The following is a 24,807-nucleotide window of genomic DNA, read 5'->3' as shown; positions in this document are numbered from 1 at the left end:
TACGGCGTGCTACGGCAGCTTCGGGGAAAGCACGCTCGGGGTGGCCACGGGGAGGGAGACGGACGGGAGGGACGGCGCGGAGGGCAGCGGCGGCACCGATGGCGCGGAGGGCAGTGGCGGCACCGACGGCACCGCGGACTCCACCGGCAGCTCGGGAAGCGACGGCGACGAGACCTTTGGCAGGGACGGCACGGAGAGCGGAACGACGGACGCGCCGGCGGGCGATCGAGTCGCCGTCCGGCTCGGCGCCGCCGCCGGCGCCGGGGACGTGCGCGTCCGAGGAGCGCGAGACGGACCGGTGCTGTCGGTGCCGAGCACCCGCGCCTCACCGGACACCGCCGGCTGCGGAGCCGGAGCCGGCGCGCCACCGCCCCCGTCGAGCGCGTACGGCAGCACGAACCCCGCCACCGCCAGGGTCGCCGCCGTCGAGGTGACCGCGACGGCCTGTACCTTCCCGCCCCCGCGCGGCCGCCCGCGCCCGACCAGGAACAGCACGAGCCCGAGCGTCCCGGCCAGCGAGGCGCGCAGCGTCCGCCGGGCCCGGGCGAGCAGCGACTCCACGGTGCGGTAGCTGAGCCCCATCCGCACGGCGACCTGGCTCACGTCCAGGTCCTCGGACTTCAGCCGGAGCGCCTCGGCCTGCCGGGCGGGCAGCTCCCCGCTGCGCACGGCGAGCCACCTGGCCTCGGCCCGGTCGCACACCGCCTCCTCGACGGGCACCGGGCCCGGCGCGACGAGCGTGGGGCGGCTGCCCACCTCGGCCTCGCGGTTGACCTGCCGGTACCGGTCGACGCACAGCCGCATCGTCACCGTCGTCAGCCAGGCGCCGAGCCGTTCGTCGTCGAGGTCCGGACGCTCCGCGGCCCGCAGCATCGCCTCGTGCACGGCGTCCTCGGCGTCCTCCGGACTCATCGAGCGCCGCCGGGCCACCTTGAGCAGCTGCTCGCGGTGGCTCCACATGCGCTGCCAACGCTCGTCGGCGGCCTTGATGTCCGCAGGCATGTCCGTCGCCATGAGGGCCCCTTCGCACGCACCCGCCGGTCCTGTGCTTCCGGCGGGTGGCGACATTACCGCCGAGTATCAGCGGTTGTGGAGGGGGCGACGCTCATCGTGTTCCAGCTGTTGCCGGCAGCGGCTCCGCGTCCGGCAGCACACCGCCGCCGGACAGCGTGAGGGTCGGTGCGGGGACGGGGACCAGCGGCGTGTGGGACGCCTTCGGGACCTCGGCGGTGCGGGACGGGGCGGGAGAGGGCGAGGCGGGCGGGGCCGACGGCGTGCGCGACGGGCCCGGCCCCGGCTTGTCGTCCGACGGCTTCGCCGGGGTCTTCGGGGTCTTCGGGGTCTTCGGGCGGGACGGCTTCGGCCGGTCCGGGGACTCGACGGAAGCGTCCGGCACCACCCGGTGTCCGGTCAGGTAGTACGCGTACCAGGCTTCGACCGTGCGCAGATAGGCGTCCGAGTGGTTGTAGCCGAGGATCGCCCCGTCCAGGTCGGCCGGGTTCGACAGATCCCGGCCGCCAGCGCACAGATAGCGGCCGGCGGCGAGGGCCGCGTCGTAGACGTTGTCCGGGTCGGCGTGCCCGTCGCCGTTGCCGTCCACGCCCCAGCGGGCCCAGGTCGACGGGATGAATTGCATCGGGCCGACCGCGCGGTCGTACACCGCGTCCCCGTCGTGGGCACCGTCGTCGGTGTCCGGTACGACGGCGAAGGCGCCGCCGGTCAGCCGGGGACCGAGGATGGGCGTCACGGTCGTACCGTCCGAGGTCACCCGGCCGCCCCGCGCCTGCCCGGACTCCACCTGGCCGATCGCGGCCAGCAGCTGCCAGCGCAGTCGGCAGCCGGGCGCGGTCCGCGCGAGCTGCGTCTCGGCACGCCGGTACGCGGCGAACACGCTCGCGGGCAGGGCGCCGCCCGGCACGCTCTGCGCCGGGGTCTGCTCGCGGGTCCGCAGCGGGGGAAGACCGGTGCGGTAGGGGGTGTCGCCGGACACGCTGGGCCCGTGCTCGGCGGGTGCCGCCTTGCGGGCGGGCTCCGACGCCCGCGCCGAGACCGCCCCCGGCGCCTGCGAGGCGGTCAGCGCGGCCATCGCCGCCGCCGCGACCGCGGTACCCCTGGCACCTCTCAGTGCCGCCTTGAGTGCACGCGCTGTCACTGTGCAGTTCCCTCCGTGAGTGAATCCGTCGTCTGCTCTACGCGGCCGGACGGCGGGTCCGTCGCACGGAACGGGGCGGATCCGGCGGGCCGCCTTCTCGGCGGCGGGCGACGCGCGCGGGTCCGTTAAGGTCTCACCAAGCGGTCCGGGCGGTCACCGACCCCGATCGCCGGCCCGCCGGAACGCGCGGGTCGGAGCAGATGCCATGGGGGCACAAAGTGCGACTGAGAGTGGAGTTCACGACCGAGCCCTTCGATCTCGACGAGGCGCCCGCGCACGCGCTGGTCGCCCGCGAGGTCGTCGAGGCGGCGAAGCTGGACGCGGTGGACGTCGGCCCGTTCGGCAACACCGCGGAGGGCGGCGCCGACGCGGTCCTCACCGCCGTGGACGCCCTGCTGCGCAAGGCCCTGGCGGCCGGCGCCACCCGGGTCTCGCTCCAGGTCAACGTGATCGGGGAGGGCGGTAGATGAGCGGGGACGAGCCCTTCATCACGGCCGTGAAGCCGCTGGTGGACGCCATGGGCGGGGAGATGCTCCCGCCGGACGAGGCCGGTCCCGACGACGTCGTCCTCGCCTGGGAGGGCGTCGACGTCGTCGCCGTACGCCTGCCCCAGCTGGCGGACTCGCTCGACCACATCCTGGCGGCCATGGAGCGCAAGCGGGGCAAGCCCCTCGCCGAGCTGGACCGCAAGGCGAAGCAGGAGATCGTACGGATGCTGGAGGCGCGCGGCGCCTTCTCCGTTCGGCACGGGGTGGAGACGGTGGCGAGCGCGCTCGGGGTGAGCCGCTTCACCGTCTACAACTACCTCAACCGCGAGAAGGAAGGCTGAGAGCCGCCGGGGAGAGGGCCGGGCGCACGCGGACCGGCCACCCCGAATTTTCAACAAAGTGTTGACGTGGTGTTTCCGAGGGCGTTAGCTATCGGCAGCCCGTTCAGCACGAAGGCCGATTCCGGCCACGGAGGCTCCCGTGACTTCGACTTCCACGCCCCCGGGCCTGGCCCGGTTCAACGACCTGGAGGAGCCTGCGGCCCTCGCCGCCCTCCACGAGGCGTGCGCGTCCACCGAGTGGGCCCGGCGACTGCTCGCCGCCCGCCCGTACGCCACCGTGGAGGACCTCTGCTCGGCCAGCGACGCCGCCATGGCCGAGCTGACCGCGGCGGACCTGGAAGAGGCGATGGCCGGGCACCCGCCGATCGGGCGCCCCAAGCCCGGCGACCCGACCTCCACCCGCGAACAGCGCGGCATGGCCCGCGCCTCCGAGGAACTCAAGGCCGAGATGCTCGACCTCAACCTGGCCTACCAGGACAGGTTCGGCCATGTGTTCCTCATCTGTGCCACCGGCAGGACCGCCGAGCAGATGCGCGACGCGGTCAAGGAGCGGATCGGCAACGCGCCGGAGCAGGAGCGGGAGATCGTGCGCACCGAGCTGGGCAAGATCAACCGCATCCGATTGGCCCGACTCGTCGAAGAGGACGCCTGACACCATGAGCACCAGCACCACCGCCTCCGTGTCCACGCACATCCTGGACACCTCCGTCGGCCGCCCCGCCGAGGGCGTCGCCGTCCACCTGTCCGCCCGCGCCGGGCGGCATGCGGACTGGCAGGCGCTCGGCGGCTCCGCGACCGACGCCGACGGCCGGTGCAAGGACCTGCCGGCACTGCCGGAGGGAACCACCCACGTACGGCTCGACTTCGCCGTCGAGGCGTACTTCGTCAAGAAGCAAGCCGATGCGCAGCAGGACGCCCCCGCGAATCGGGACAGCGGTGCCGTGTTCTTCCCCGAGGTGGCGATCACCTTCGCCGTGAAGCCCGGGGAGCACTACCACGTACCGTTGCTGCTCAACCCGTTCGGCTACTCCGTTTACCGAGGGAGCTAGCAGGCATGCCCACGATCCTGGGACAGAACCAGTACGGCAAGGCAGAGAACCGAGTCGTGAAGATCACGCGGGACGGCGCCACCCACCACATCAAGGACCTCAACGTCTCCGTGGCACTGAGCGGCGACATGGAGGAGGTCCACTACTCCGGCTCCAACGCCAACGTCCTGCCGACCGACACCACCAAGAACACGGTGTACGCGTTCGCCAAGGAACACGGCATCGAGTCCGCCGAGCAGTTCGGCATCCACCTCGCCCGCCACTTCGTCACCTCGCAGGAGCCGATCCACCGCGCCCGCATCCGCATCGAGGAGTACGCCTGGGAGCGGATCGAGACCTCGGACGCCAACTCCCAGTTCATCGGCGCCGACGAGGTCAAGCACTCCTTCGTCCGCAAGGGCCAGGAGACCCGGCTGACCCAGATCACCTACGACGGCGAGCGGTGGGAGGTCGTCTCCGGTCTGAAGGACCTGGTCGTGATGAACTCGACCAACTCCGAGTTCTGGGGCTACGTCAAGGACAAGTACACCACCCTGCCGGAGGCGTACGACCGCATCCTGGCCACCCAGGTCTCCGCCCGCTGGCGGTTCAACTGGACCGACGACGAGCAGAAGATGCCCCACTGGGAGAAGTCCTACGAGCAGGTCAGGAAGCACATGCTCCAGGCCTTCGCCGAGACCTACTCCCTCTCGCTGCAGCAGACGCTGTACCAGATGGGCGCGCGCATCATCAACAACCGCGGCGAGATCGACGAGGTCCGCTTCTCGCTGCCGAACAAGCACCACTTCCTGGTGGACCTGGAGCCGTTCGGACTGAAGAACGACAACGAGGTCTACTTCGCCGCCGACCGCCCCTACGGCCTCATCGAGGCCACCGTCCTGCGGGACGGCTGCGAGGCCCGTATCCCGGTCGACATGACCAACCTCTGACGCGGGACGCGCGCCCCCGGCCCCGCCACCCGGGCCGGGGGCCCGCCACACCGGAGGGAACAAAATGGCACAGCCTGCGAAGGGGCCCGCCACAGCCCCGTGTTCCACCCCGCCGGTGCACACCGAGGACGCCGTCACGTCCGTGCACCCGGTGGACGAGAAACTCCACCCGACGCGGCTCGTCCCCGCCGCGCTCCAGCACATCGCCGCGATGTACGCGGGCGTCGTCACTCCTCCGCTCATCATCGGCCAGGCCTGCGGACTCGACATCGCGGCCCGCACCCGGCTCATCGCCGCGAGCCTGCTCATCGCGGGCCTCGCGACCCTCCTGCAGACCATCGGCGTCAAGGGCTTCGCCGGCAACCGGCTGCCCTTCGTCAACGCCGCCTCCTCCGCGGGCATCGCCCCGATCCTCGCGATCGCCGAGACCAACGGCCGAGGCCACCAACTCCCCGCGATCTACGGCGCGGTGATGGTCGCCGGCGCCTTCTGCCTGGCCCTCGGCCCGTTCTTCGGCCGGCTCCTGCGCTTCTTCCCGCCCCTGGTCACCGGCGTGGTCATCACCCTGATCGGCGTCACACTGATGCCGGTGCCGGTGAGCTGGGCACAGGGCGGCGACAAGACCGCCGCCGACTTCGGCGCCATGCGGCACCTCGCGCTCGCCGGGTTCACCCTCGCCGTCATCCTGCTGATCCAGCGCTTCGGCCGCGGCTTCGTCAAGCAGGTCGCCCTGCTGTCCGGGCTGCTCATCGGCACCCTGGCCGCCATCCCGTTCGGCATGGCCGACTTCAGCGGCCTGAAGTCCGCGCCCGTCGCCGCCCTGCCCACGCCGTTCGCCTTCGGCGCCCCCGAGTTCCAGCCCGCGGCCATCCTGTCGCTGTGCATCGTGATGCTGGTGCTGATGACCGAGAGTTCCGCCGGTATGCTCGCCCTCGGCGAGATCTGCGACCGCCGCGCCGACGCGAGGACCATCACCCGCGGCCTGCGCACCGACGGCATCGCCACCCTGATCGGCCCGGTCTTCGGCGGCTTCCCCACCTCCGCGTTCGCCCAGAACGTCGGCGTCGTCTCGCTGACCCGGGTGCGCAGCCGCTACGTCGTCGCCGTCGCCGGCGCCACCCTGCTGGTCCTCGGCGCCTTCCCCGTCCTCGGCGCGGTCGTCTCCCTGGTCCCCATGCCGGTCCTCGGCGGCGCGGGCATCGTGCTCTTCGGCTCGATCGCCGTCAGCGGCATCCGCACGCTGTCGGAGGCCGGCCTCGACGACAGCTCCAACATCATCCTGGTGGCCGTGGCGCTCGGCGCCGGCATCATCCCGCTCGCCGCACCGACCTTCTACGCCGACTTCCCGGCCTGGGCGCAGACCGTGCTCGGTTCGGGCATCAGCGCGGGAGCGCTCGTCGCCGTCCTGCTCAACCTGTTCTTCCATCATCTCGGCACCCGGAACGGGCAACCGGCTCCGGCACTCAAATCCTCCTAGGGTCCTGCCGTGCCCTCCCCGTGGACGCCCCCGCCCCCTGTCCACGGGTCCGCCACTGAAAGACAAGGAAGCACCATGGCACCATCGGCAGCCCAGCGCATCGTCATCGAGAACTGCGCGATCGCGACCGTGGACGCGGGCGACACCGAGTACGCCTCCGGGCACCTGGTCCTCGCCGGCAACCGGATCGAGTCGATCGGCGCGGGCAAGGCCCCCGAAGGCCTGGAGAACGTGGTGCGCCGGATCGACGCGAGCGGCCACCTGGCCACGCCCGGTCTGGTCAACACCCACCACCACTTCTACCAGTGGATCACCCGGGGCCTGGCCACCGACCACAACCTGTTCAACTGGCTCGTCGCGCTCTACCCCACCTGGGCGCGCATCGACGAGCAGATGACGTACGCGGCCGCACAGGGGTCCCTCGCCATGATGGCCCGCGGCGGAGTCACCACGGCCATGGACCACCACTACGTCTACCCGCAGGGCTCCGGCGACCTGTCCGGCTCGATCATCCGGGCCGCCGCCGAGACGGGCGTCCGCTTCACGCTGGCCCGCGGCTCGATGGACCGCAGCGAGAAGGACGGCGGCCTGCCGCCGGACTTCGCCGTCGAGACGCTTCAGGGTGCGCTCGCCGCGACCGAGGAGACCGTCAAGAAGCACCACGACCCCTCCTTCGACGCCATGACGCAGGTGGCGGTCGCCCCCTGCTCGCCGTTCTCCGTCTCCACCGAACTGCTGCGCCAGGGAGCCGAGTTGGCTCGCCGACTGGGCGTACGGCTGCACACCCACGGCTCGGAGACCGTGGAGGAGGAGAAGTTCTGCCACGAGCTGTTCGGCATGGGCCCCACCGACTACTTCGAGTCCACGGGCTGGCTCGGTGAGGACGTGTGGATGGCGCACTGCGTCCACATGAACGACTCCGACATCGCCGCCTTCGCCCGCACGAGGACCGGTGTCGCCCACTGCCCCTCGTCCAACGCCCGCCTCGCGGCCGGCATCGCCCGCGTCCCCGACATGCTCAAGGCGGGCGTACCCGTGGGCCTCGGCGTCGACGGCACCGCCTCCAACGAGTCCGGCGAACTCCACACCGAACTGCGCAACGCCCTGCTGATCAACCGCCTCGGCGCCCACCGCGAGGCCGCCCTGGGCGCCCGCCAGGCGCTGCGGCTCGGCACCCACGGCGGCGCACAGGTCCTCGGCCGGTCCGAGCAGATCGGCTCGCTGGAGCCCGGCAAGCTCGCCGACCTGGTGCTGTGGAAGATGGACACCCTCGCCCACGCCTCCATCGCCGACCCGGTGACCGCGCTCGTCCTCGGCGCCGCGGCCCCGGTCACCGCGTCCTTCGTGAACGGCCGGCAGATCGTCGAGAACGGCCGCCTGCTCACCGTCGACGAGGACGCCATCGCCCGCTCCACCCGCGAGGAGGCCCAGCGCCTCGCCCGGATCGCCGCCCAGGGCTGATCCACGGGCCGACCGGGCCGGCCGCCGCACGGCCGGTCCGCCACGAGACTCCGGTCGGGAGGGACGGCTCCCGGCCGGGGCCGTGGATCCGAGCGGGATCCACGGCAAGCCGTGTCCGGGGCGCGTGCGGACGCGCGCGCCCCGGACACGGTCACCCCTCAGCCCCCGCACCGCTCATGCGCCACCTCCGTCACGGTCCCGCACGACCACATGCACCACCTCCCTGAAACCCACGTCGACGACGACGTGTTACCCGCCCGGAGGAGCCGCCGTGGCCGCCCATCCTGTCGACGAGAAACTCCCCGCCCTCAAAATGGCGACCAGCGGCCTGCAACATGTGGCCGCCATGTACGCCGGAGTCGTCGCCCCACCCCTGATCGTCGGCGCGGCCGTAGGCCTGTCCGCGACCGACCTGACGTTCCTCACCGGCGCCTGCCTGTTCACCGCGGGCCTCGCCACCTTCCTGCAGACCCTGGGCGTCTGGAAGATCGGTGCCCGGCTGCCCTTCGTCAACGGCGTCACCTTCGCCGGTGTCGCCCCCATGACCGCGATCGTCGCCTCCACCGAGGACAAGTCCGACGCCCTGCCGATCATCTTCGGCGCGGTCATCGTCGCCGGCCTCCTCGGCTTCCTCGCGGCCCCGATCTTCTGCAAGGCGATCCGCTTCTTCCCGCCGGTCGTCACCGGCTCGGTCATCACCCTGATCGGTGTCTCCCTCCTCCCGGTCGCCTTCGGCTGGGCCCAGGGCCCCAACCCCGGGGCCGACGACTACGGTTCGACGACCTACCTCACCCTCGCCGGCGTCACCCTGCTCATCGTCCTGCTGCTGCGCCGCTTCACCCGTGGCTTCGTCAAGCAGATCGCCGTCCTGCTCGGACTGGTCGTCGGCACCCTCGTCGCCATACCGTTCGGCGTCACGGACTTCGGCCCCGTCGCGGACGCCGACGTGGTGGGCTTCCCCACCCCGTTCCACTTCGGCGCCCCCCAGTTCCAGCTCGCCGCCATCCTGTCGCTGTGCGTGGTGATGGTGGTCTCGATGACCGAGTCGACCGCCGACATGCTGGCACTCGGTGAGATCGTCGAACGCCCCGCCGACGAGCGGACCATCGCGGCCGGTCTGCGCGCCGACACCCTCGGCTCGGCGCTCAGCCCGCTGTTCAACGGCTTCATGTGCAGCGCCTTCGCGCAGAACATCGGCCTGGTCGCGATGACCAGGATCCGCAGCCGGTACGTCGTCGCGACCGGCGGCGGCTTCCTGGTCCTGATGGGCCTGTGCCCGATGGCCGCGTCCCTCATCGCGGTCGTGCCCCGCCCGGTTCTCGGCGGTGCCGGCATCGTCCTGTTCGGCTCGGTCGCCGCGAGCGGCATCCAGACCCTGGTCCGGGCCGGCCTCGACAGGGACAACAACGTCCTGATCGTGGCCGTGTCCCTGGCCGTCGGCATCATCCCGATCACCGCGCCGGAGTTCTACCACTCCTTCCCCGAGACCGCGAAGATCGTCCTGGACTCGGGCATCTCCACGGGCTGCGTGACGGCCGTGGTCCTCAACCTCCTCTTCAACCACCTCGGCAAGGGACGCGAGGCCCACGACGTCACCCATCCGATGGAGGCGGGGGAGGAGATCGCAGCCGCACACTGACACCGCGCGGGGGTACGGACCCGGACGCCGTATCCCCGCCGCCACCCTGCCAGACCCGCGGACCCGCCTGGCACGGGGTCTGGAGGGCAGCCGGGACGTGCCCGAGGTCCGGGCGGCCGGCGCGGACCTGCCGCGCGCGGGCGCAGGGCCCAACCGGTCGGCGTTCAGCGGGAGCCGAGGCGCCCGGGGCGCAGCACCGCCCCCGCCAGCAGCAGTGCCGCCACCGCGATCCCGGTCGCCACGCGGAACGCGAGACGGTACCCCTCCGCCGTGGCCGGGATCAGGTCCGCGCCGCCGTCGAGCAGGGTGCCGGTGCGGCTCGCCGCGAGGGTGGACAGGACGGCCAGGCCCAGCGAACCGCCCACCACCTGCGTGGTGTTGAACAAACCGGAGGCCAGACCCGCGTCCTCCGCGCGCGCCCCGGACATCGCGAGTCCGGTCAGCGCGGGCATCGCGGCCGCGAACCCGGCGGCGAGCAGCAGCATCGGCGGCAGCACGTCGGCGGCGTAGGAGCCGTCGGCGGGCGCGCGGCCCAGCAGGGCCATGCCGGCGGTGATCAGCACCAGGCCGGCCAGCAGCACCCGGTAGGCCCCGAACCGGGCGACGGTCCGCGCGGACAGCCCCAGCATCAGCACGCCGATCGCGACCGGAGCGGGAAGGAACGCGGTGCCGGTCGCCAACTCGCCGTAGCCGAGCACGCGTTGCAGATACAGCGCGCCGATGAACTGGAAGCCGTACATCGTGCCGATCATCAGCACCTGGACCGCGTTCGCGCCGGTCAGCAGCCGGGAACGGAACAGGCGCAGCCGCAGCAGCGGACGGGCGGCCCGGGCCTGACGCAGGGCGAACCCGGTGAACAGGACCAGGGCGAGGGCCGCGAGCAGCAGGGTGACGGTCAGGGTGCGGTCGCCGGCACCGACGATCACGTACACCGTGAGCATCAGCGCACCCGTGACCAGCGCGGCCCCGGGATAGTCGGCGCCCTTGCCGAGCCCGGCACCGCGCTCCGGCGCGAGGACCCGTACCGCGGCCAGCCACGCGACCACCCCGATCGGCAGGTTGATCAGAAAGATCCAGTGCCAGTTCAGGGCCTGGGTCAGCGCGCCACCGAGGAAGGTGCCGAGCGCCCCGCCCGCCGCGCCGACCGCGCTGAACGCCGCGATGGCGCGGGCCTGTTCGCGCGGCTCGGGGAAGAGCGCGACCAGCATCCCCAGAACCACGGCCGAGGCCATCGCCCCGCCCGCGCCCTGCAGCGCCCGAGCCGCGATCAGCGTGCCCTGCCCGGTGGCCGTGCCGCACAGCACCGACGCCACCGTGAACACCGCGAGCCCCGCCGTGAACATCCGCTTGCGGCCCACCAGGTCACCCAGTCGTCCCACCAGCAGGAGCAGCCCGCCGAAGGCGATCAGGTAGGCGTTGACGACCCAGGCCAGACCGGAGGCACTGAAGCCGAGATCGCTCTGGACGGCGGGCATCGCCACCGTGACGATGTTGCCGTCCAGGACCGTCATCAGCGTCCCCGCGCACAGCACGGCGAGCGACGCCCACCGGGAGTACCGTCGTCCGGACGCCACCGTCTCCGGTGACGGCCTGTTCTCGATCGTGGCCGACATCGCGTGCCGCCTCCCCGTTCTTCCTGCGCGCCTTGGTGCACGACTTGTAACGGGGTTCATGGTGGGTGACCATGGAGCCGGGTGTAAGGAGGCAGTCGGATGTCCCAGAGGAACACCGGTGTTACCGTCCAGGCAGTGAACGCGCACGCGTGCCCCATCCGCGAGGTTCTTGACAGGGTGGCCGGCAAGTGGAGCGTGCAGATCCTCGTCGCCGCCGCGCACGGGCCCATCCGGTTCACTGAGCTGGAGCGCGGCATCGAGGGCATCAGCCGCCGCATGCTCACCCTCACGCTGCGCAACCTGGAGCGGGACGGGCTGGTGACCCGCACCGTGCACCCGACGGTGCCGCCCAAGGTGGAGTACGCACTCACGCCCGTCGCCCACGAGTTGAACGACACCCTGCGACGGCTGACCGACTGGGCCGAGCGCAACCGGGTGTACATCGCGGAGGCGCGGGCGGCCTACGACGCCGAGCACGAGCCGGAGTCGCTCGACGCGTAGGCCGGAAGCCGGTTACAGGCCGAACAGGCCGAGGTCCGTCGCCAGCTCCTTGAACACCTCCCGTGGATCGGCGAGCAGCTTGCGCTCCTTGAGGTTCAGCAGGCCGCCCACCGCGGTGACCTCCGCCGCCACGGTGCCGTCGGCCTTGCGTATCTCCTGCCGGATCCGGAAGGTCTTGCCGTCACCCCACTCGAACTCACAGGTCACATCGACCTCGTCGCCGGCGAGCAGCTCTCGCCGGTAGCGGATCGTCGTCTCCAGCGCCACCGGGCCCACGCCCCGGCCCACGAGCCGGGCCTGGCTCACCCCGGCCGCCTGGAGCAGCGACCAGCGGGCGTGCTCCGCGTAGTTGAGGTACACGGCCTGGTTGAGATGTCCCTGCACGTCGGTCTCGTAGCCGCGGACGGTCACACGGACGGAAAACGGTTCGGCCACTGCTTGCCCTTCTCGCGTTCGAATCTCCGGTCGATCGATCTTGGCACGCCGGTCATGCCCGGCGCGGCGAGGCCAGCAGATAGCGCGCCCTGGTCCGCGGCTCGGTGTACTCGCCCGCCTGCCAACCGGCCCGGCCCAGCGTGGCCGCGCAGGCCGCCAGTGCCCCCGCGTCCGGCGCGTACACCGCGACCGCCTCGGGCTGCGGGGTCGCCCGCACCCGGTACCCGTCCGCGTCGCCGCCCGCCGGACGGTGGCCCGCCGCCTCCAGGGCCAGGGCCGCGGCCCGCACCAGATGCGTGCGCTCCCAGCCGCACGGCCGGTCCACGGCACCGTCGGGATTGGTCATCCGGCGCAGCTCCAGCAGCCCCTCCCAGGCGCTGCGCACCTCGCGCAGCCGCGCCGGTGCCGACGGCGGGGCCGCCTCCTCACCGCCGACGCGGGCCGCGAACACCCCGGTGGACGGCGCGGACGGCTCCGTCGTCCGCGTCGCCTCCCTCGCCTCGCTCGCATCCGGCACCGCCTCGCGTATCCGGTGCCCGGCAGGGGTCAGGAAGTGATCGTGCGGCGGCCGCGGATGCCGGAAGGCGAGCCCCCGCTTCACCAGCGCCGAGAGCTGCGCGTCCGTGCCCCGCAGCCGGCCGGTGACCGGATCGGCGGCCTCGATCACACGCCGCTGCGCGGCGGTCGGCGGTCGGGTCACGGCGCGCTCCTTCCAGTGCCTTCGCTGCACGGAGCCGCCCGGCGGACGGCCCCTTCGCAGGGTACGGCCCGGGTCCGACAACAGGCGGGGCGTGAAGCCGCTGCCGGGCACCGGCCGAGGATGCGTACAGCCGGCTGCCGACCGTCGCCGAACGGTGTGGCCACGGCAGTCGGAGGCCCGCGCACGGCCGACCGCCCGGCAGCTCGCGTGCGGTCGGCCGAGGACAGCTCGCGTGCGGTCGACCGAGGGCGGCTCGCGCACGGCCGACCGCCCGGCAGTTCGCGTACGGTCGACCGCCCGGCAGTTCGCGTACGGCCGACCGCCCGGCAGTTCGCGTGCGGTCGACCGCCCGGCAGTTCGCGTGCGGTCGACCGGAGGCAGCTCGCGTACGACCGACCGCGCGGCAGCTCCGGTGTGGCAGCTCCTCTACGGTCGACCGGCGGCAGCGCAGCTCCGGTGCGGCAGCTCCCCTACGGTCGACCGGCGGCAGCTCGCGCACGGCCGACCGCCCGGCAGTTCGCGTACGGCCGGCCGGCGACGCTCGCCCGATCGCTCCCGCACACGCGTGACCACGCTCGCTCAGCGGCAGAGCGACCGTGACGCTCACCCGGCCGACCCGCGCCTCGACCTACCCCGGTGGCCGGATGTTCCACCCCGCCACGACCGGTCGCCCGTGCTCCGTGCCGAGGCGGCACAGGGTGCCCGTGGCCAGCTGGAAGAGGGCCCCGTGCTGCGGCGGGAGCCCCAGACGGCGGGCGGTGAGGACGCGCAGGAAGTGGCCGTGGGCGACCAGGACCACGACACTCTCCGTGTCGGCCAGGGCGGCATCGACCTTGTCCAGCACGCGGTCGGCGCGCTCCCCGACCTGCTCCGGGGTCTCGCCCGGATGCTCCGGCGGCCCGGGCGCCACCCCGTCCGTGAACAGGAACCAGCCGGGCCGGCTGCGCTGGATCTCCACGGTGGTGACGCCCTCGTACCCGCCGTAGTCCCATTCGCGCAGGTCGGCGTCGACCCGGGCGTCGTGGATGCCGATGAGCCGGGCGGTCTCCCGGGCCCGCTGCAGGGGGCTGACGAAGGCGGCGCCGATCCGGTGCGAGCGGATCAGCGGCACCAGTCGGCGCGCCTCCTCCCGCCCGTGCTCGGTCAGGGGTACGTCGGTGCAGCCGGTGTGCCGTCCGGACCGAGACCACTCGGTCTCACCGTGCCGGACGAGAAAGAGGTCACCCACGTCAGCGCCCTTCCCGCTCGTCTGCACTCACGGTGCCACAGGACGGCCACCGCCCGCAGGACGGACTGGGCCGGACGGCAGTCCTAGACGGCTTCGGTGCGTGGATCGACTCGAACACCGGAGCCGTCCACGAGCGGCGCCTGGGCAAGGCCGGCGAGAGCCTCTCCAGGGAATCCCTCTCCCGGACCGACAAGAAGGCCGGCTCCTCCTGCAAGGACATCCTCGTCCGACCGGCCGTCACGTCCGGCGTGGGGGAGCCAACGACATGGATTCCCCGCACGCATCGATCGTGGTGTGCCTCAGATGCGCGTCCAGGACCGGGACGACGGCACGCGCGGCGTCGTGCGGTGCCCAGACCACGGCCTCGGGCTGCCGTACGCAGTTCGGGCCCGCGTCCTTCGTGCCACCGGGTGTGTAGCGGATGTCGACGGTCGCCGCCGCCTTCCCGGGCAGCGGGAGCGACGCGGCGTGCCCGTGCCCGGCACCGTCGATCGTCTCCGCTTTCCCGTTGTGGACCTCCACGCCCGGATAACCGTCGAACACGCAGGTTCCCGGGCCCTTGTTGACGGCGGTCAGCCGTGCGTTGGGCCGCCTGCCGTCCTGGTCGGTGCCGTCGAGCAGGGTCAGGGTCCACGTCAGCGAAGAGGTTCGGCACGGCGGTGCCTTCGCGTCGGGTCCGGCGGTCGTGGTGGTGCCGCAGGCCGTCAGGGCCAGGCCGGCAGTGAGGACGGTGAGGCCGCCGGTCAGTCGAGTCGTCGCTCGCATCGTTCCCCCTGGAAGATGTGCGGTGCGGTCAGGTGCCGGGGTGGACCAGCGTGTGCTCGGTGCCGAGGGCCCTGGTGCGCGTGTCGGCGTACAGGGTGGTCTCCCCGTCGGACCAGCGGACGATCAGGTCGTTGCCCATGTGGTCGGCGGTGAAGTCGCCGACCGCCATGACCTGGGCGTGCTTCCAGAGACCGTTCGGGCCGCGCACCCGTGCCTCGGTGCCGAGCTTCGCGGTCGAGGTGTGCGCGTAGGTGTCGAGCGCGCCGTCCGTCCAGCGCACGAGCAGGTCCCAGTCGGCCGTGCGGCCGAAGTTCCCACCGGTCAGCAGGGCGGCCCCGGTCCAGGTGCCGTTCGCCGCGCGGAGCCGCTTCCCGGTGCCGAAGGTGCCGGCGCCGACCCCGGTGTACACGGTCACCCGGCCGTCGGACCAGCGGGCCAGCAGGTCGGTGGCGCCCGTGGCGCCGTGGAACTGCCCGGCCGTGACCTGTACGGCGTTCTTCCAGCCGGAGCCGGGGCGCGCCATCCGGATCTCCCGGCCCAGGCCGGAGGTGCCGAGGTCCGGGTACAGGGTGACCTCGCCGTCGGACCAGCGCACCAGCAGGCCGGAGCGATCGGCGTCGGTGAAGTTCCCGCCGGTGAGGGTCCGGGCGTGCGTCCAGGTGGAGTTGGCCTTCAGCAGCCGCCTCTCCACGCGGAAACCGCCCTTGCCGTCGCCGGGATGCAGGGTGACCGCACCGTCGGACCAGACCACGAGCAGGTCGCCGCGCCGGTCGCCGGTGTAGTCGCCGGAGGTCATGAGAGCGGCCTTCCGCCAGCGTGCCGCGCCGCCCGCCAGCTTCTCTCCCAGGCCCTGGTACGGGGGGAGGCCGGCGGGCGGGGCCTGGTCGGCCACGGCGTAGCCGAGGAGGTTCGCGGCGTCGGCGCCGAACGCGGGGGCGTAGCTGATGTAGTCGACGTTCGCGTCGTTGCCGCCGCCGTTGTAGCCGCCGAGGTTGCCGATGACGTGGCCGGAGCGCGCGTCGTCCGCGTAGTCGGTGATCCACGGGCTGCCGGACACACCGCCGTAGTAGCCGCCGCAGGTCATCGACATCTGCCGGTAGCCGCGCAGTTGCGTGGTCGGCACGGTGCACTTGACGGCGCGTCCCGCGCTGTTGTGCCGGTGCGCGGGGTATCCGACGACGGTGACCTTCTGGTGGGTGTAGCCGGACGGCCGGGTGAAGGTCAGTCCGCCGCCGACGGCGTCCTGGAGGGAGGTGCCGTGCTGGTTGGCCGAGACGCGTGCGAACGCGGTGTCCAGGTCGGACGACTGCTTCTTGGTGGTCGTCGACCCACGGTCGGGCTGGTAGCGAGGGTCGGTGAACACGCGCTGGACGGGGAAGATGCCGTACGGCTGCCGGTCGGGGCCCGCTCCCTTCACGAACTTCGGTACGAAGAGGTAGTCGCTCTTCATGTTCAGCGCGCAGTGGGCCGCGGTGAGGACGATGTCCCGTGCCGGGGTGTCGATCACGCTGCCGGTGCAGTGCCAGGTGGTGCCGCTCGGCCCGTCGGAACCGAAGAACGTCCCTACCAGCCGGGTCCCCTTGAACATCGTGCCCTGGGGCCGGCGCGCCGCCGCGCCGCCCGGCCGCACCGGACGGGACGGGGCCGCGCGGAGCCCGTCCAGCGGCTGCGCGTCCGCCATGCGCTGGGCGGTCCAGTACCGGGCCGCGTCCCGGGCTTCCTGTCCGGCGGAGCCCACAGGCGGCGCGGGCGACCCGGCCCGGGCGGCCGGGGCGGCGAGCCCGAGCGCCGCCACGCACACAGCGGCGACGGCCGCCCGGCGTCCGCCGCCGTACGCCAACAGGCGTCTTCCGCAAGCGAACAGGCGTCTTCCCTGCGCGAACAATGCTGATCCCCCTGAATCGATCGAACGGACCGGAGGGAACGACGGTCGGTGCGGTGCGGCGCTGGTCAGGCGCGCACCGGCGGCTCGTACGGGCCGTGCACCGCGACACTCCCCCGGTCATGCGGGGGTGATCTTCGCACAGACGCGCGAAACGGGCCACTACTGCCGGTATCCGCCGAGGAACCGCCCGATCCGCCCGATCGCCGCCTCCAGGTCGTCGGCGTGCGGCAGGGTGAGGATGCGGAAGTGGTCGGGGGAGGGCCAGTTGAAGCCGGTGCCCTGCACGACCTGGATCTTCTCCCGCAGCAGCAGGTCGAGGACGAACTTCTCGTCGTCGTGGATGGCGTGGACCTTGGGATCGATGCGCGGAAAGGCGTACAGCGCGCCCTTGGGCTTCACGCAGGACACCCCGGGGATCTCGTTCAGCTTCTCCCAGGCGACATTCCGCTGCTCGTACAACCGGCCGCCGGGCACGGTGAGTTCGCGGACGGACTGGCGGCCGCCGAGCGCGGCCTGGATGGCGTACTGGGCGGGCGCGTTGGCGCACAGGCGCATGGAGGCCAGCATGGTCAGGCCCTCCAGGTAGTCCTTCGCGTGCTGCTTGGGGCCCGTCACGACCAGCCAGCCGGAGCGGAAGCCCGCCACCCGGTACGTCTTCGACAGGCCGCAGAAGGTGAGGACCACCAGGTCGGGGGCGAGCGCGGCGGCCGAGTGGTGGACGGCGTCGTCGTACAGGATCTGGTCGTAGATCTCGTCGGCGAACACCATCAGGCCGTGCCGGCGGGCGAGGTCCAGGATGCCCTCGACGACCTCCTTCGGGTACACAGCGCCCGTCGGGTTGTTGGGGTTGATGATGACCACGGCCTTCGTCCGGTCCGTGATCTTCGACGCCATGTCGGCCAGGTCCGGGTTCCAGTCGGCCTGTTCGTCGCACAGGTAGTGGACCGCCTTGCCGCCCGCCAGCGTGGTCACGGCCGTCCAGAGGGGGAAGTCCGGTGCGGGGACGAGGATCTCGTCGCCGTCCTCGACCAGGGCCTGTACGGCCATGGAGACCAGTTCCGAGACACCGTTGCCCAAGTAGACGTCGTCGACGTCGACTTCGAGACCGAGGTTCTGGTAGCGCTGGGCGACCGCGCGGCGGGCGGAGAGGACGCCGCGCGAGTCCGTGTAGCCGTGGGCCTGCGGCAGCATCCGGATCATGTCCTGGAGGATCTCCTCCGGCGCCTCGAAACCGAAGGCCGCGGGATTGCCGGTGTTCAGGCGCAGCACGCTGTGCCCCGCCTCCTCCAGCGCGTTGGCGTGCTCGATCACCGGGCCGCGGATCTCGTAGCAGACCTCGCTGAGTTTGTTCGACTGCCGGAACTCCATGCGCCGCTTCCCCTCCGGTATCTGGTGTCGCTTGGTTTTACCAAGTGTGAGCTTGGAAAGTCCAACAACGCGTCTAGACTGCGTCGCATGTCACCTCGCCGAAGCTACGACCAGTACTGCTCCGCAGCCCGCGCGCTCGATCTCGTCGGCGACCGCTGGACCCTGCTGATCGTCCGGGAGCTGCTCGCCGGTCCCCGCCGCTACACGGACCTGCACGCGGACCTGCCCGGCGTGAGCACGGACGTACTCGCCTCACGGCTGAAGGACATGGAACGCGACGGGCTCACCACCCGCCGCAGGCTGCCTCCTCCCGGCGCCGCGTACGTGTACGAACTCACGTCGCGGGGGCGTGAGTTGCTGCCCGTGCTGCAGGCGCTGGGGAAGTGGGGCGAGGCTGAACTGGGCGAGCGGCGGCCGACCGACGCGGTACGTGCGCACTGGTTCGCGCTGCCGCTGCTGCGGGCGCTGGAGGGGGAGGGGGTCGTCGAAGTCCGGCTGGAGGAAGGGGAGTTCCACCTGCGTGTCGACACCGACAGCGGGCCGGTGTACGGCGAAGGGCCCGCGCCGGGTGAGGCCGAGGCACGGCTGGCGATGGACGCGGCGACCTGTGAGGCCATCGCCCGGGGGGAATTGACCCTGCCGGACGCGGTGCGGGACGGACGGGTGACGGTGACCGGGGACGGCACGCTCGCCAAGACGCTACGGGAGGTGTGACAGCCCACAGACCGGCTGGCCGCCGACCTGACCGCCCGCCTACCCGGCCCCGCTTCCCGTCCCGGCCTGCGTGCTTGTCCGGTCCGGTTCGGGGGTCGGTGAGGGCGGGCGACGTCTTGGCACGGCGGGTGGCCGGAGGACATCCGCCCGCCCGCTTGTCCGGCCCCGCCTCCCGTCCCGGCCTGCCCGGCTCGCCCGCTTGTCCGGCCCGGTGCGGGGCCGTGGAGCGGGCGACGCCTCGGGCTCGGACTGCTCGGCGCCCGCGTGCGGGCGGGTGCCTCGGGCTCCGACTGCTCGGCCGACCGCGTTCCGACGACGCCCTCAGCCTGCGGTTCCGCGGTCGGCCGGGTGGGGTGGGCGAGCGGAAGGCCCGCCGGCAGGCGGGCCTTCTACCCGGGTCGGCTCAGACGCTCGGCGGCACGCGGGACGGCCGCCCGGACCCACGCGTCAGCACGTACCCGCCGATGCCGGCGAGCGCCGCAAGGATGCCGCCGATCGCGGTCCACACCCAGCGGTCGGACCACCAGCCGGAGGACCAACCGTCGTCCGAGCCGAAGCTGGACAGCACCGCCGACTTCGAACCGTCCGCGTCCTCCTCGGACTCGACGGCGATCCCCGGGACGAGCGGCTTGCCCAGCGAGCCGTCCACCGCCGCCGCGCCGCCGATGTGCTTGGAGTCGACGCGGACGTCGGCGTTCACCGGCAGACCGAGGTCGGAGGCACCGAGGCCCACCACGGTCAGCCGGACGTAGTACGTGCCCGGCAGGGGGTCGTCGGCCCACGGCTCCGACCAGCCGCGCACCGTACGCAGCACACAGGCCAGCTCGACCGAGGAGGTGCCCTGCGCGGCGGTGCGGGTCTGGGCGCCGTACTGGCAGGCCTGGCGGCGCCGCAGCCCGTCGTACACGTCGAGCTGCCAGGTCTGCGAACCGTGCGTGTCGGGGAGCTTCACCGTCGCCTTGACGGTGGGGCGCTGCCCGGTGTCCGCCGGGAACGACCAGTACAGGTAGTCGCCGGTGGAGCCGGACGCGGTGGCCTGCTGCCCCTGCTCGATCTCCGTGGCCGTACGGAAGGAGGTGCCCGCCTGGGTGGGTGCCTTGCCGTCGTCCGAGGGGCTCGGGGAGGGCGAGGAGTCGGCGGCGGCCGGTCCGGCGGCCAGTCCCAGCGCCAGCAGCGCGGCGCCCCATATACGTGTGATCCGCATCAGTTCGTCCTCCAGACCGCGACCCGCCAGCGCGACAGCCAGCCCCACAGCAGACCCGCCAGGAAGCCGGCCAGCACCAGGGCGCCCAGCAGCCACCAGCCGCGGCCGAGACCGAAGGCGGCCACGTCGTGGTGGCCCGACGGTCCGTCCACGACGTCGACGGTGAGCTCCAGCGGCAGACCCGGCGTGGTCTTCACGCCCGCGGCCGCCGTGAACGACTGGGTGACCTGCAGGCACACCGTCTCCGCCGGCGCGTTGTCGTCGTCGCTCTCCGGGCTCGGGTAGCGCAGCCCCGTGGAGATCACATCCGTACGGCCGGTGCCGGCCGCCTCCCCGCGCACGATCTCCCGCCCGTGCGAGGTGACCGCCCGCAGCAGTACCCCGTAGTTCGGGCCCACGGCCCGGTCGTCCGCCACGCTCACCGAAGCACGCAGCTCCTGGCCGGGGTTGACGTCCACCTTGTACCAGCGCTGCTGCCCGAACTCCTCACGGTCGGTGTAGAGGCCGGACTTGAGCGTCGGCGCCTTCTCGCAGCTGTCCGCACCGTCGGTCGCCACCGGCGTGACCACCGGATCGGCCGCCCGGTCGACCAACTGCCCGACCCGGTCGCTCAGTTCCTCCTTGTGCTGCACGGAGGTGTAGGTGCCGCCGGTCGCGTCCGCGATGCAGCTGAGCTGGTCGCGGGTCTTGGCGTCCGGCACCAGGCCGAGGGTGTCGATGGTCAGCCCGATGCCCTTGGCCGCTATCTCCCGCGCCACTTCGCACGGGTCGAGCGGCTGGCAGGTGTCCTCGCCGTCACTGATCAGGACGATGCGGCGGGTGCCGGCACCGCCGTTCAGGTCGTCGGCCGCCTTCAGCAGCGCCGGTCCGATCGGCGTCCAGCCGGTCGGCGCCAGCGTGGCCACCGCCGTCTTCGCCTCGGTCCGGTTCAGCGGGCCGACCGGGTAGAGCTGCTCGGTGTCCTTGCAGCCCTCCTTGCGGTCGTTGCCGCGGTAGTTGGCGCCCAGGGTGCGGATCCCGAGCCGGACCTCCTCCGGGGTCGCGTCGAGCACCTCGTTGAACGCCTGCTTCGCCGCGGCCATCCGGGAGCCGCCGTCGATGTCCCGGGTGCGCATGGAACCGCTGACGTCCAGCACGAGTTCGACCTTGGGGGCGGCCTGCTCGGTCTCGTCGGCGACCGCTCCGGCGGGGAACGCCAGCCCGGCCGTCAGGGCGGCGAGGAGAGCACAGGCTCCCGCCGCCAGCCGTTGTCTTCTGATCATCGCCGGATCCTATTGATCAGATGTACCCCTCTTCAAAACGGCAGGTGGCGGAGCGGGTTCCCGTAGTTGTCGTTCCCGCCGGGCGCGGTGTGCGGCATGTCGTGACGTGTACGTGTTCAGCCCCGCACCGGGAGCCGGGTCGAGCGGGGATGGGGGAGGGCCGTCCAGATGTCCCCGGAGTGGCCGGGGGAAAGGCGCATCAGCGTCAACGCCTTCGTCGGCAGCGGGTCTTCGCGCAAGGCCGCGAGGTCCGGGGTGTGCGGGAGGCCGGGCAGGGTGGCCTCCAGGGCCGCGGCGAGGGCCGGGCCGGAGCCCGCAGTGCCCGCCAGCGCGCCCGCCACCAGGGAGCCGAACAGCTTGCGGCGCAGGGCGGTCTCGTCGTCGGTGATCAGGCGGCCCGTCAGGGCGGGCGGGGTGATGCCGTGCCGGGTCAGGCGGGCGGGGCTGATGCGGATGTCGGCGAGGTCGCGGTAGACGAGACGCAGCGGGGTGCCGTCGGCCGACAGGATCACCAGCAGGTTCTGCCCGTGCGCCTCCAGGGCCACCCCCAGGTCCAGCAGGCGCAGGCCCACGGTCAGGGCCAGGCGGGTGAAGGCGGCCAGCCAGGCGGGGGAACCCGGGAGTCCGGTGGTGGCCAGTGCGGCCACCGGCAGGACCCGTTCGCCCGCTGCCGCGTACGCCTGCGGCGACTCCCGCAGCAGCGCGGCCAGGTCGGGCGAGCCGGCGGTGACCGCGCCCAGGGTGCGGGTGATGTGCAGCAGCCCGTCCGTGCGCGCGGCCAGGTCCGTCGCGAGGGCGGTCAGCGCCGCGGACGCCTCGACGGAGTACGGCGAGATGTCCCGCACCGAGGACGTCAGCCGCGCGCTCAGCGCGGTCTTCACGTGCGGGCCGCCGGGCAGGGCCAGGGTGCGCAGGGACATCAGCGGGTGCGCGGACCGCCAGGGGGTGCAGGACCGCTTGAGCACATGGGCCGCCTGCCAGGGATGCACCGGCAGCAGCAGCCGGTCGGCGTCCCGCAGTTCCGCCGGCCAGTCCCCCGACACCAGGCACTCCGCCGCCGGCACCGGCACCGTTCCCAGCTCCACCGACGGCCGGTGCTCCGGCCCGTACGCCAGGTGGTCCGCCGCCGAGAAACCGGGACGCGAACGACAGTTCGGATGGTAGGGGTGGCCGTCCACCACCCGCTGCTCCCACTCCCAGTCCCTCCCCCGGCCTCCGGCCGGGGGGACCCCCACCGGCCACTCCTCCGGGTGATCCGCGTCCGCCCGGGACAGCGCCATCGAGGCGGTGCTGTCGGCCAGTTCGGCGGCGAAGGCGGACGCGTGCGGCACCGCGAGGTCGGTCATGAGCCGCGCGGGATCGTCGTAGCGCTCCCGGTCCAGGCGCAGGGCCGTGACGTACGCGCCGGTCGCGTAGGGATCCGCGTGCGGCCCGTGCAGCCTCCTGCCGTCGGCCAGCCGCAGGGCGAGACCGTGGGCCCCCTCGACCCGGTCGGCGACCCAGGGCAGGGGCTCGTGGGCGAGCGCCCGCCACAGCCGGGTCAGCACGGCCGCGCGGGCGCCCGGCAGCTCGGCCCGGTACCGGGGCAGCAGACCGGGCCGGACGGCGGCCAGCTCCTCGGCCAGCCTGTCCTCGGCGGTGGGGGAGTGGTACACGATGGGCTCCTCGGGTACGGGCACCACGGCACGTTGTCAGGGACGACAGACATACTGGTCGGGATCGGGCCCAGGACGAAGAACGAATGGATCGCGTGGACCTCAAGCCCCCCACCGACACCGTCGGACAGCGCGCCGACGCGTACGCGGCCGCCCCGCTGCTGAACTGCCTGCTGCGGGAGGTGGCCCAGCCGCTCCCCGGCCACGACGGGGAACGGCCGGTCTACCGGCTGCCCGGCAGCGGCCGGCTGCTGCGGGTGCGCCCCGGCCGCCGGCCCGCCGACCCCGAGGTGCGCGCCGCCGGGGCCTGGCGCCCGGTCGGCCACACCGAACTGGTCAAACTGGTCGCCGACGAGCTGCGCCGGCACACCGGGCTGCCGGGCGGCGACCTGCCCGCCGAGATGATCGACAGCCGCGACGCCGTCGCCGCCCTGCTCACCGCCCGCGAGCAGGCGACGGCACCCGCGGACCCGTACCTGCGCTCCGAGCAGTCCCTGCTCACCGGCCACCCCTACCACCCGGCCCCCAAGGCGCGCGGCGGCGGCCCGGTCGCGTCCTGGCTGCCGTACGCCCCCGAGGCCCATGCCCGCTTCCCGCTGGTGCTGCTCGGGGTCCGCGAGGACCAGGTCGCCGAGGAGGGCGACACCCGCGCCCTGGACGCCCTCGGCACCGCCCCGCCCGGCTACCGGCTGCTGCCCGCCCACCCCTGGCAGCTCGCCCTCGTCGGCCACGACCTCGCCCCGGCCTTCGCCGACGGCCGCCTGCTCCGGCTCGGCACGACCGCCTTCGACACCTGGCCGACGGCGGCGGTGCGCACGGTGTACGAGCCCCGGCGCGATGTGTTCCTGAAGTTCAGCCTGGACGTGCGCATCACGAACGACATCCGCCGCCTGTGGCGCCACGACCTGCACCGGCTGCGCCGCACCGACCTCGCCGCCGAGCACGCCTTCGCGGCGATGGGCCCGCCCGCGGCCTGGCTGAGCGACCGCGGCTACCGCACCGCCGTCCCCGCCTTCGAGGAACTGGCCGTCCTCGTCCGGGACGGCCTGCGCGGCCACCTGGTTCCGGGCGCCACCCCCCTGCTCGCCGCGGGCCTCGCCGAGGGCTTCGACGGCAGCCCGCTGGCCGCAGCGGCCGATCCGGCGGCCTGGTGGGAGGCCTATCTGCGGCAGGTCGTCCCGCCCGCCCTGACCGCCTTCGACGACCACGGGGTCGTCCTGGAGGCCCATCTGCAGAACACCCTCGTCGCCGTGGACGCGGCCGGCACGCCCGTACAGGCGCTGTTCCGCGACGCCGAGGGTGCGAAACTGCTGCCGGACGTCTCCCGGGCCGCCGGCTGGGAGCGGCTGGTGTACTGCCTCCTCGTCAACCACCTCGGCGAGATCGCCGGCGCCCTGGCCGAACACCACCCCGGCTTCGATCCGTGGCCCGCTGTCCGCCGCGAACTCGCCCGGCACGCCCTGCCCGAGATCCCCGCCCTGCTCACCGCGCCCAGCCTGCCCGGCAAGACGAACCTGCTGCTGCGCTGGACGGCGGCGGACGGCGCGGCGGCCCGCTATCTGCCCCTCCCGAACCCGCTGCTCGGCGGCTGACCGGCGCATGTGCCGGACGGCGGCACACGCACCCGACCCCGCAGCGACTCCCCCGGCCGGGGGAGCACGCCCAAGGGGGTGTCCGGTCCGGGCCGGCGCCCCGCCGGTACGGACACCGCGGGACTGCCCCGGCGGGGCCGCCCCTGACCGGCCGGTGGCCGGCGGATGGCGCCGCCGAGCCTCGGCCGGCAGCCATCGCCGGGGCGCGGCGATACACGCCGTACCAGTGACCGCTCGCCGGTTCGCCGGCGGTGGTGGCGTCGTCGCCGGCCTCGCTGTCGGCCACCTGCTGGGCGGTGCCCCGGCCGCCGCCCTTGCGCCTCCCCGACGACTTCGAGCCCCCACGCCG

23 protein-coding genes are annotated in these 24,807 nt (G+C 73.0%); 11 read left to right on the top strand and 12 right to left on the bottom strand.

Annotated elements, in window-relative coordinates:
* Positions 1 to 9: 9 nt before the first annotated feature.
* Positions 10 to 1,014, bottom strand: a complete 1,005-nt coding sequence (locus ACGFRF_RS06275; RefSeq protein ID WP_393737428.1) for a sigma-70 family RNA polymerase sigma factor — start codon at positions 1,012 to 1,014, stop codon at positions 10 to 12.
* 91 nt (positions 1,015 to 1,105) lie between these two features.
* Entirely contained in the window at positions 1,106 to 2,152 is a 1,047-nt protein-coding gene (locus ACGFRF_RS06270; protein WP_393737427.1) for a lytic transglycosylase domain-containing protein, read from the bottom strand.
* Between the two features lie 218 nt (positions 2,153 to 2,370).
* On the opposite strand from ACGFRF_RS06270, the gene ACGFRF_RS06265 reads away from it, so the two are divergent.
* The 8 genes from ACGFRF_RS06265 to ACGFRF_RS06230 all read left to right on the top strand — a co-directional run bounded on the left by ACGFRF_RS06265 (position 2,371) and on the right by ACGFRF_RS06230 (position 9,536).
* Positions 2,371 to 2,622, top strand: coding sequence for a hypothetical protein (locus ACGFRF_RS06265; RefSeq protein ID WP_393737426.1), 252 nt, complete (start codon positions 2,371 to 2,373; stop codon positions 2,620 to 2,622).
* On the top strand, positions 2,619 to 2,981 hold the full coding sequence (locus tag ACGFRF_RS06260) for a helix-turn-helix domain-containing protein (RefSeq protein ID WP_393737425.1): 363 nt from the start codon (positions 2,619 to 2,621) through the stop codon (positions 2,979 to 2,981). Before ACGFRF_RS06265 ends, ACGFRF_RS06260 begins: the two co-directional genes overlap by 4 nt.
* A 139-nt stretch (positions 2,982 to 3,120) precedes the next feature.
* On the top strand, positions 3,121 to 3,633 hold the full coding sequence (uraD, locus tag ACGFRF_RS06255; protein ID WP_393737424.1) for a 2-oxo-4-hydroxy-4-carboxy-5-ureidoimidazoline decarboxylase: 513 nt from the start codon (positions 3,121 to 3,123) through the stop codon (positions 3,631 to 3,633).
* A gap of 4 nt (positions 3,634 to 3,637) precedes the next feature.
* Complete coding sequence (gene uraH / locus ACGFRF_RS06250) at positions 3,638 to 4,030, top strand: hydroxyisourate hydrolase (RefSeq protein ID WP_393737423.1); 393 nt, start codon at positions 3,638 to 3,640, stop codon at positions 4,028 to 4,030.
* Positions 4,031 to 4,035: 5 nt separating this feature from the next.
* The gene (gene pucL / locus ACGFRF_RS06245) at positions 4,036 to 4,959 is read left to right on the top strand and encodes a factor-independent urate hydroxylase (RefSeq protein WP_393737422.1); all 924 of its coding nucleotides are present in this window, start codon (positions 4,036 to 4,038) and stop codon (positions 4,957 to 4,959) included.
* A 64-nt stretch (positions 4,960 to 5,023) separates the two neighbouring features.
* Positions 5,024 to 6,436: a nucleobase:cation symporter-2 family protein gene (locus ACGFRF_RS06240; RefSeq protein WP_393737421.1), complete on the top strand. Its 1,413-nt coding sequence runs from the start codon at positions 5,024 to 5,026 to the stop codon at positions 6,434 to 6,436.
* Positions 6,437 to 6,511: 75 nt separating this feature from the next.
* Positions 6,512 to 7,897 (top strand): 8-oxoguanine deaminase, encoded by a 1,386-nt coding sequence (locus ACGFRF_RS06235; RefSeq protein WP_393737420.1) that lies wholly within the window; start codon positions 6,512 to 6,514, stop codon positions 7,895 to 7,897.
* A gap of 271 nt (positions 7,898 to 8,168) precedes the next feature.
* Positions 8,169 to 9,536 (top strand): nucleobase:cation symporter-2 family protein, encoded by a 1,368-nt coding sequence (locus ACGFRF_RS06230; RefSeq protein ID WP_393737419.1) that lies wholly within the window; start codon positions 8,169 to 8,171, stop codon positions 9,534 to 9,536.
* A gap of 164 nt (positions 9,537 to 9,700) precedes the next feature.
* On the opposite strand, the gene ACGFRF_RS06225 is transcribed toward ACGFRF_RS06230, so the two are convergent.
* The gene (locus ACGFRF_RS06225) at positions 9,701 to 11,149 is read right to left on the bottom strand and encodes an MFS transporter (protein ID WP_393737418.1); all 1,449 of its coding nucleotides are present in this window, start codon (positions 11,147 to 11,149) and stop codon (positions 9,701 to 9,703) included.
* 99 nt (positions 11,150 to 11,248) lie between these two features.
* Here ACGFRF_RS06225 and ACGFRF_RS06220 point away from each other — a divergent pair, with 99 nt between their 5' ends.
* Complete coding sequence (locus ACGFRF_RS06220; RefSeq protein ID WP_393737417.1) at positions 11,249 to 11,650, top strand: winged helix-turn-helix transcriptional regulator; 402 nt, start codon at positions 11,249 to 11,251, stop codon at positions 11,648 to 11,650.
* A gap of 12 nt (positions 11,651 to 11,662) precedes the next feature.
* Here ACGFRF_RS06220 and ACGFRF_RS06215 read toward each other — a convergent pair whose 3' ends face one another.
* The 6 genes from ACGFRF_RS06215 to ACGFRF_RS06190 all read right to left on the bottom strand — a co-directional run bounded on the left by ACGFRF_RS06215 (position 11,663) and on the right by ACGFRF_RS06190 (position 18,031).
* Positions 11,663 to 12,085 (bottom strand): acyl-CoA thioesterase, encoded by a 423-nt coding sequence (locus ACGFRF_RS06215; RefSeq protein WP_393737416.1) that lies wholly within the window; start codon positions 12,083 to 12,085, stop codon positions 11,663 to 11,665.
* A 52-nt stretch (positions 12,086 to 12,137) separates the two neighbouring features.
* Positions 12,138 to 12,785, bottom strand: coding sequence for a hypothetical protein (locus ACGFRF_RS06210; RefSeq protein WP_393737415.1), 648 nt, complete (start codon positions 12,783 to 12,785; stop codon positions 12,138 to 12,140).
* Positions 12,786 to 13,413: 628 nt separating this feature from the next.
* Entirely contained in the window at positions 13,414 to 14,013 is a 600-nt protein-coding gene (locus ACGFRF_RS06205; protein ID WP_393737414.1) for a histidine phosphatase family protein, read from the bottom strand.
* Positions 14,014 to 14,250: 237 nt separating this feature from the next.
* Positions 14,251 to 14,778, bottom strand: a complete 528-nt coding sequence (locus ACGFRF_RS06200; protein ID WP_393737413.1) for a DUF4232 domain-containing protein — start codon at positions 14,776 to 14,778, stop codon at positions 14,251 to 14,253.
* A gap of 28 nt (positions 14,779 to 14,806) precedes the next feature.
* Positions 14,807 to 16,618, bottom strand: a complete 1,812-nt coding sequence (locus tag ACGFRF_RS06195) for a trypsin-like serine peptidase (RefSeq protein ID WP_393737412.1) — start codon at positions 16,616 to 16,618, stop codon at positions 14,807 to 14,809.
* Between the two features lie 204 nt (positions 16,619 to 16,822).
* A complete protein-coding gene (locus ACGFRF_RS06190; protein WP_393737411.1) occupies positions 16,823 to 18,031 on the bottom strand; it encodes a pyridoxal phosphate-dependent aminotransferase in 1,209 nt (402 codons plus the stop codon).
* Between the two features lie 87 nt (positions 18,032 to 18,118).
* On the opposite strand from ACGFRF_RS06190, the gene ACGFRF_RS06185 reads away from it, so the two are divergent.
* Positions 18,119 to 18,745 (top strand): winged helix-turn-helix transcriptional regulator, encoded by a 627-nt coding sequence (locus ACGFRF_RS06185; protein ID WP_393737410.1) that lies wholly within the window; start codon positions 18,119 to 18,121, stop codon positions 18,743 to 18,745.
* 403 nt (positions 18,746 to 19,148) lie between these two features.
* On the opposite strand, the gene ACGFRF_RS06180 is transcribed toward ACGFRF_RS06185, so the two are convergent.
* From ACGFRF_RS06180 to ACGFRF_RS06170, 3 genes are all read right to left on the bottom strand, one after another.
* Positions 19,149 to 19,949, bottom strand: a complete 801-nt coding sequence (locus ACGFRF_RS06180; protein WP_393737409.1) for a hypothetical protein — start codon at positions 19,947 to 19,949, stop codon at positions 19,149 to 19,151.
* The gene (locus tag ACGFRF_RS06175; protein WP_393737408.1) at positions 19,949 to 21,211 is read right to left on the bottom strand and encodes a VWA domain-containing protein; all 1,263 of its coding nucleotides are present in this window, start codon (positions 21,209 to 21,211) and stop codon (positions 19,949 to 19,951) included. The genes ACGFRF_RS06180 and ACGFRF_RS06175 overlap by 1 nt, the downstream gene beginning before the upstream one ends.
* 116 nt (positions 21,212 to 21,327) lie before the next feature.
* Complete coding sequence (locus ACGFRF_RS06170) at positions 21,328 to 22,866, bottom strand: IucA/IucC family protein (protein ID WP_393737681.1); 1,539 nt, start codon at positions 22,864 to 22,866, stop codon at positions 21,328 to 21,330.
* An 86-nt stretch (positions 22,867 to 22,952) separates the two neighbouring features.
* On the opposite strand from ACGFRF_RS06170, the gene ACGFRF_RS06165 reads away from it, so the two are divergent.
* Entirely contained in the window at positions 22,953 to 24,458 is a 1,506-nt protein-coding gene (locus tag ACGFRF_RS06165; protein WP_393737407.1) for an IucA/IucC family protein, read from the top strand.
* The last annotated feature ends 349 nt before the right edge of the window (positions 24,459 to 24,807 follow it).

Source organism: Streptomyces sp. NPDC048521, assembly GCF_043199855.1.
Lineage (GTDB): Bacteria > Actinomycetota > Actinomycetes > Streptomycetales > Streptomycetaceae > Streptomyces.
This window is presented reverse-complemented; position numbering and strand designations above follow the sequence as displayed.